Here is a 6166-nt window from a genome sequence, read left to right on the forward strand (position 1 = left end):
GGGCCGCTCCATCGATCTTGGGCTTGTGGTGCCTCGCGTAAGCCGCGAACCGGGCATCGGAGGCGCCACAACTCCAAGATCGGCGGGGCTCGGCGGGGCTCGGCGGGGCTCGGCGGGGCGGGCGGGGCGGGGCGGGGCGGGCGCTACTTCGGGGAAGTGGCTGCTTCCGGGCGCGATGATGCCGCCACCTCGGCGTAGTGGAGTTGATCAGGCCGGCGGTTCGGCTACATAGGTGCCCCGGCCGGGCTGGCCGGTGATCAGTTCGCGATCGTGCAGCAACGAGAGAGCGCGGGACGCCGTGTTCATGTGGACGCCATAGGCTTCGGCGAGTTCACGGGTCGAGGGCAGCTTGTCGCCGGGCTTCAACTCGCCACTCTTGATCTTTGCGGCGAGTTCGTTGGCGATCTGACGATATGGCGCTTCGGCTGTAGGCATGGTGAGGACTCCGGTCGGTTCGGCACCTCCGATCATGCCGGGCCTACACCAGTAACTGCAACAAGCAAGAAGCCCGATGTGGGCGCTCGACCTACACAGGTATTTTGGGTAGGCTGACCCGCGTCCGGCTCCGGTTGGTTCGGCAAACCTCGGGAGTCGGACCCGGATTGGGCTCCGGGGCCGTACCGCCGAACGGGCTGCGGTCTCGGGGTCGGCGGCCCGCTCGCGTCCCCTGTCTGCGGGCGGGCCGCCTCCACGGCTCGGTGAGGAGGATCGGCGTGCGAAACGTGCTCAACCTGTTCCAGTCGGCGCGGCGTAACCGGACCCGGAGGCCGCCGAACCAGGGCTGGTACCGCTCGGAGTCGTGCCGGCCGCTGAGCGTCGGGCAGATCCGCGAGCGGAAGTTCCGCACCGTGCGGCACGGACTCGACCCGGCGGAGGTGCACGCCTTCCTCTACCGGGTGGCCGGTGACCTGGCGCTGGCCCGGCGCGACGCGTCCCGGTACGCCGAGGAGAACACCCGCATCAAGGCGGCGCTCAAGAGCTGGCAGTCCCGGTTCACGCCGGGCGCGCAGCGGTGAGCCGGGAGCGGTTCGTCGTACACCTGCCGGTTCTCGCGGCCGACCTCGACGGCGCGCGCGGGTTCGCGCGGGCCATCTGCCGGGCGCTCGGGTTCCTGGCCGACGTGGAGCGCGCCGGGACGACCGTGTCGCGGGAGGACGATCAGTCCGTACGGCACTGGGTCTGGTGCGACCGGCCGCGCGACGGTGGCCGGCGATGCGCACGGGCGGCCGACCACGACGGGGACTGCGGCGGGCGGTGACCGGCGCGATGGCGTGGGCCGACATTCCCGGCGAGCTGCGCGTGGTGGGTGCGGCCATCCCGGGTCGGCGCGGTTACGTGCCGATGTCCGGCGTTGTAACGAGCGGCCACCCCGTCCCGGGCACTTGTGTGCGCCGACCACATAGCCCGTGGGTGACGTCACTTCTAGCGTGAGCCGACAACTGACATTCCCCCTGTCCTCACCTGGAGTCGCAATGACGATCCGGCACACGCGACGGGTGTTCCTTACCGCCGCCACCTCGGTGGCGGTCGCTCTGGCCGCCACGGCCTGTGGCAGCCCGCAGGACACCGCATCCGGCGGCGGCGACGCCGCCGCCCCGGTCAAGGTCGGTCTGGTCTACTCCCAGTCCGGGCCGCTCGCCAGCTACGGCAAGCAGTACATCGAGGGTTTCAAGGCCGGCCTCGACTTCGCCACCAAGGGCACCGGCAAGGTCGGTGACCGCACGATCGAGGTGACCGAGGCCGACGACGCGGGCGACCCGGCCAAGGCCGTGTCCGCCGCGAAGGACCTGATCGGCAAGGGTACGAAGATCATCGCCGGGTCCACCTCCTCCGGGGTGGCGCTCCAGGTCGCGCCGATCGCCGCGCAGAACAAGGTGCTGTTCATCTCCGGCCCGGCCGCCACCGACGCGGTGACCGGCGCGAACAAGTACACGTTCCGATCCGGCCGGCAGTCGTGGCAGGACGTGGTGACCGCCCGGTCGTTCATCGGCGACGCGGGCGGCAAGAAGGTCGTGGTGTTCGCGCAGGACGGCGCGTTCGGCGACGCCAACGAGGCCGCCGTCAAGGCCGTCATCGGCGGCGCGGGCGCGAACGTGAGCAGCGTGCGGGCCCCGGCCAGCGCCACCGAGTTCACGCCGTTCGCCAGCCAGATCAAGGCCGCCAAGCCGGACCTGCTCTTCGTCGCCTGGGCCGGCACCACCGCCGGCGCGATGTGGCAGACGCTCGACCAGCAGGGCGTCCTCGCCTCCACCACCGTCGTCACCGGCCTGGACATCCGCGCCTCGTGGCCGACGTTCGGCGCGGCCGGCAGCAAGATCTCGTTCCTGTCGCACTACTTCGACGGCGCCAGCGACACCGAGGCCGCGAAGGCCGCGAAGGCGAAGGTGCCGGGCGGCACGCTCGACCTGTTCCACCCGGACGGGTTCGCCGCCGCGCAGATGGTCGTCCGGGCCGTGCAGGAGGGCGGCGACGACGTGGAGAAGATGGTGAAGGCGCTGGAGGGCTGGGAGTTCGAGGGCGTCAAGGGCACCATGAAGATCCGCGCCGAGGACCACGCGCTGCTCCAGCCGATGTACCAGGCGAAGCTCTCCGGCAGCGGCACCACCTTCACGGCGACCGCGCAGAAGTCGCTCACCGGTGACGAGAGCGCGCCGCCGGTCGCGCAGATGAAGGGCTGACCGATGCTCGCCACCCGCGGTCTGACCTGGCGGATCGGTGAGGTCGCCATCGTCGACTCCGTCTACCTCGATCTGGCGCCGGGGGAGTTCCTCGGCGTGATCGGGCCCAACGGCGCCGGCAAGACCTCCCTGTTCAACCTGATCACCGGCCTGCGCCGGCCCACCGAGGGCACGGTCCTGCTGGACGGCGCGGACATCACCGCGCTTGCGCCGCACCGGCGTGCCCGGCTCGGCCTGGGGCGTACCTTCCAGGCGTCCTCGGTCTTCGGCTCGCTGAGCGTGCGGGAGAACGTCCGGCTCGCCGTACAGGCACACCGGGGTGGCTCGATGAAGCTGTGGCGGCGGGCGGCGGCCGACCGGGAGGTGGCCGCCGCCGCCGACGCGGCGCTCGACCGGGTCGGCCTGCACCACAGGGGTACGGCGCTCGCCGGCACCCTGGCCCACGGCGAGAAGCGCAAGCTGGAGATCGCGCTGCTGCTCGCCGGGGAGCCCCGGGTGATGCTGCTGGACGAGCCGATGGCCGGGGTGAGCGCCGAGGACGTGCCCGAGCTGGTCAGCGTGATCAAGTCGCTGACCGGGGACAGCGGCCGGGCGGTGCTCATGGTGGAACACCACATGGACGTGATCCTGGAACTAGCCGACCGGATCGCCGTGATGCACCACGGCGCGCTGCTGGCGTGCGACACCCCGGAGACGGTGATGGCGAACGCCACAGTGCAGGAGGCGTACCTGGGGGAGGCGCTCTGATGGCGGAACCTGTCCTGTCCGTGGCGGACCTGTCCGTGCGGATCGCCGGGCTGCACATCCTCCAGGGCGTGTCGTTCGACGTCGCGCCGACCGGCGTGACGGTGCTGCTCGGGCGCAACGGCGTCGGCAAGACCACCACGCTGCGCGCGATCGTCGGGCTGACGCCGCGCGGCGGCGAGGTGCGCGGCAGCGTACGCATGGGGGCGCGCAGCCTGCTCGCCCGCCCCACCCACCGGCTGGTCCGCGACGGCCTCGGCTACGTGCCGGAGGACCGCTGCGTCTTCGCCGGGCTCACCGTCGCGGAGAACCTGCGGCTCGCGGAACGGCGCGGCGTCGCGCCCGCGTACGACAAGGTCTTCGCGCTCTTCCCGGAGCTGGAGCGGCGCGGGCGGCAACGGGCCGGCTCGCTGTCCGGCGGGCAGCAGCAGATGCTCGCGATCGGCCGGGTGCTGCTCAACGACAACCGGCTGCTGCTCGTCGACGAGCCGACGAAAGGGCTGGCGCCGAAGGTGGTGACCGAAGTGGCCGAGGTGCTGGAACGGGTCGCGGAATCCGTGCCGGTGCTGCTGGTCGAGCAGAACCTGGCGGTGGTACGGCGGCTGGCGACCGACGCGGTGGTGCTCTCCGCCGGCAAGGTCGCCTGGACCGGTGACGCCCAGGAGTTGCTGCTGGAGACCGCGTTGACGAAGTCGTTGCTCGGTGTGGGTTCTGGCTCCGGGGAGGTGCACGCGTGAACACTGTGGTCCTGCTGACGCTGACCGGGCTGGGCCTGGCGGCGCTCTACTTCCTCGTCGCCTCCGGCCTGTCCCTCGTGTTCGGCCTCGCCGACGTGCTCAACTTCGCGCACGGGCTGTTCCTCGGCGTCGGCGCGTACGCGACCTGGTGGGCCTCGGGCAACCTGCCCGGCGCCGGACCGGACGGGTTCGGCTTCGTGCTCGCCGTCGTCTTCGGCGTGCTGGCCGGTTCGCTCGTCGCGGTGCTGGTGGAGCTGGTGCTGATCCGGCCGCTCTACTCCCGCACCATCGAGCAGGTGCTCGTCACCGTCGGCCTGTCGCTCGCCGGGGTGGCGCTGCTCCAGGCCACCTGGGGCGCGGACCCGCGGCCGTTCCCGCGCCCGGACTGGAGCCGGGGCGTCACATCGGTGCTCGGCGCCCAGGTGCCGAACGCCGGGCTGCTGCTGATCGTCGCCGCCGCTGTGGTGCTCGGCGCGCTGCTGGCGTTCCTGCGCTGGACCCGGTACGGCCTGATCATCCGGGCCGGCGTGGAGAACCGGGAGATGGTGACGGCGCTCGGCATCGACGTGCGCAAGGCGTTCACGCTGGTCTTCGCGATCGGCGGGGCCGCCGCCGCGCTGGCCGGCGCGCTCGGCGGCGTCTACTTCGGCACCGTCTCGCCGGGGCAGGGCGGCTCGCTGCTGATCTTCGCCTTCATCGTGGTGGTGATCGGCGGGATGGGCTCGGTGGTCGGGTCCGCGTACGCGGCGGTCGCGGTGGGGCTGCTGCAACAGTTCGTCAACTACTACGGCACGTCCGGGCTGGGCGACCTGTGCGTGGTCGGTCTGCTCGCCGTGGTGCTGCTGCTGCGTCCGCAGGGCCTGGCCGGAAAGGTGGCTCACGCATGACCAACTCGGTGGTCGACGCGCCTCCGGCGCAGGTGCCCGACGAACTGACCCCCGGGCGTTCCCGCTGGCACGGCCTGCGTCCGTACCTGCCGTTGGTGGCCCTGGTGGTGGCGGCGATCCTGCCGTACTCGACGCTGAACCTGCCCGGGATCTTCGAGGGGCCGCTGAACTCGCCGGGCACGCTGCAACTGCTCGCCATCTGCCTGGTGTTCGGCGGGCTCGCGGCCGGATACGACCTGCTGTTCGGGCGGACCGGAATGCTCTCCTTCGGCCACGCCCTCTACTTCGCCGCCGGCGTGTACGGCACCGACATCCTGGTCACCAAGGCCGGGCTGCCGCTGTGGCAGGCCGCCGTGCTCACGGTGATCGGCGGAACCACGCTCGCCGCGCTGCTCGGCGCGGTGGCGCTGCGCACCGTCGGCATCGCGTTCGCCATGGTGACGCTGGCGTTCGCGCAGGTCGGGGCGATCCTGGTGGCCCGCGACTTCGGCGGCCTCACCGGTGGCGAGGAGGGCCTGCCGCTGGACGTGTCGGGGCTGCCGGCTGCCTTGGTGGGGGTCACCAACACGGTGAACCTGTACTGGCTGGCGCTGGCGTACCTGGCCATGGTGGTCCTGGTCGTGCACCGGGTCAGCGCCTCGCCGACCGGACGGGTGCTGGCTGGGCTGCGCGACGACGAGCGGCGGATCGGCGTGCTCGGGCTCGACCCGTACCGGTTCAAGCTCGTCGCGTTCACGCTCGCGGGCGGGCTCGCGTCGGCCGGTGGGGTGGTCTACGTGCTGATCGTCGGCGGCGCCAGCCCGCACATCACGTCGTCGGAGCTGACGCTGTCGCTGCTGGTCATGGTGGTGCTCGGTGGTCCCGGTACGCGGTGGGGGCCGGTGCTGGGCGGCGTCCTGTACATGTACCTGGACCACCGGCTCACCGCGTTCGGCAGCAGCGACGCGGTGAACAGCCTGCCCGCGTTCCTCAGTCACCCGCTGAGCCAGCCGTTGTTCGTCCTGGGCACGGTGTTCATCCTGGCCGTCTACTTCTTCCCCGGCGGCCTGGCCAGCCTGCGCTCCCGCGTGACCCACCTCCTGAAGGCCCTCCACCGACCCCGCTGACCTCCGGCCCCCTC

8 protein-coding genes are annotated in these 6166 nt (G+C 71.7%); 7 read left to right on the forward strand and 1 reads right to left on the reverse strand.

The features are described from left to right. Nucleotides 1-207 precede the first annotated feature (207 nt). The gene (locus BAW75_RS06160) at nucleotides 208-435 is read right to left on the reverse strand and encodes a GntR family transcriptional regulator (RefSeq protein ID WP_064446847.1); all 228 of its coding nucleotides are present in this window, start codon (nucleotides 433-435) and stop codon (nucleotides 208-210) included. A 278-nt stretch (nucleotides 436-713) separates the two neighbouring features. Here BAW75_RS06160 and BAW75_RS06165 point away from each other — a divergent pair, with 278 nt between their 5' ends. From BAW75_RS06165 to BAW75_RS06195, 7 genes are all read left to right on the forward strand, one after another. Then, nucleotides 714-1016: a DivIVA domain-containing protein gene (locus BAW75_RS06165; protein ID WP_043328146.1), complete on the forward strand. Its 303-nt coding sequence runs from the start codon at nucleotides 714-716 to the stop codon at nucleotides 1014-1016. Then, nucleotides 1013-1258: a hypothetical protein gene (locus tag BAW75_RS06170; RefSeq protein WP_043328148.1), complete on the forward strand. Its 246-nt coding sequence runs from the start codon at nucleotides 1013-1015 to the stop codon at nucleotides 1256-1258. Before BAW75_RS06165 ends, BAW75_RS06170 begins: the two co-directional genes overlap by 4 nt. 214 nt (nucleotides 1259-1472) lie before the next feature. After that, nucleotides 1473-2678, forward strand: a complete 1206-nt coding sequence (locus BAW75_RS06175) for a substrate-binding domain-containing protein (protein WP_030502914.1) — start codon at nucleotides 1473-1475, stop codon at nucleotides 2676-2678. A 3-nt stretch (nucleotides 2679-2681) separates the two neighbouring features. Continuing rightward, nucleotides 2682-3425, forward strand: a complete 744-nt coding sequence (locus tag BAW75_RS06180) for an ABC transporter ATP-binding protein (RefSeq protein WP_043328151.1) — start codon at nucleotides 2682-2684, stop codon at nucleotides 3423-3425. Next, nucleotides 3425-4159 carry an ABC transporter ATP-binding protein gene (locus BAW75_RS06185; RefSeq protein WP_104112937.1) on the forward strand — a complete coding sequence of 245 codons (735 nt, stop codon included), beginning with the start codon at nucleotides 3425-3427 and terminating at the stop codon, nucleotides 4157-4159. The genes BAW75_RS06180 and BAW75_RS06185 overlap by 1 nt, the downstream gene beginning before the upstream one ends. Beyond that, entirely contained in the window at nucleotides 4156-5046 is an 891-nt protein-coding gene (locus tag BAW75_RS06190; protein WP_091426567.1) for a branched-chain amino acid ABC transporter permease, read from the forward strand. Before BAW75_RS06185 ends, BAW75_RS06190 begins: the two co-directional genes overlap by 4 nt. Next, a complete protein-coding gene (locus tag BAW75_RS06195) occupies nucleotides 5043-6152 on the forward strand; it encodes a branched-chain amino acid ABC transporter permease (protein WP_104112938.1) in 1110 nt (369 codons plus the stop codon). The genes BAW75_RS06190 and BAW75_RS06195 overlap by 4 nt, the downstream gene beginning before the upstream one ends. Nucleotides 6153-6166: the final 14 nt, after the last annotated feature.

The organism is Micromonospora chalcea, assembly GCF_002926165.1.
Lineage (GTDB): Bacteria > Actinomycetota > Actinomycetes > Mycobacteriales > Micromonosporaceae > Micromonospora > Micromonospora chalcea.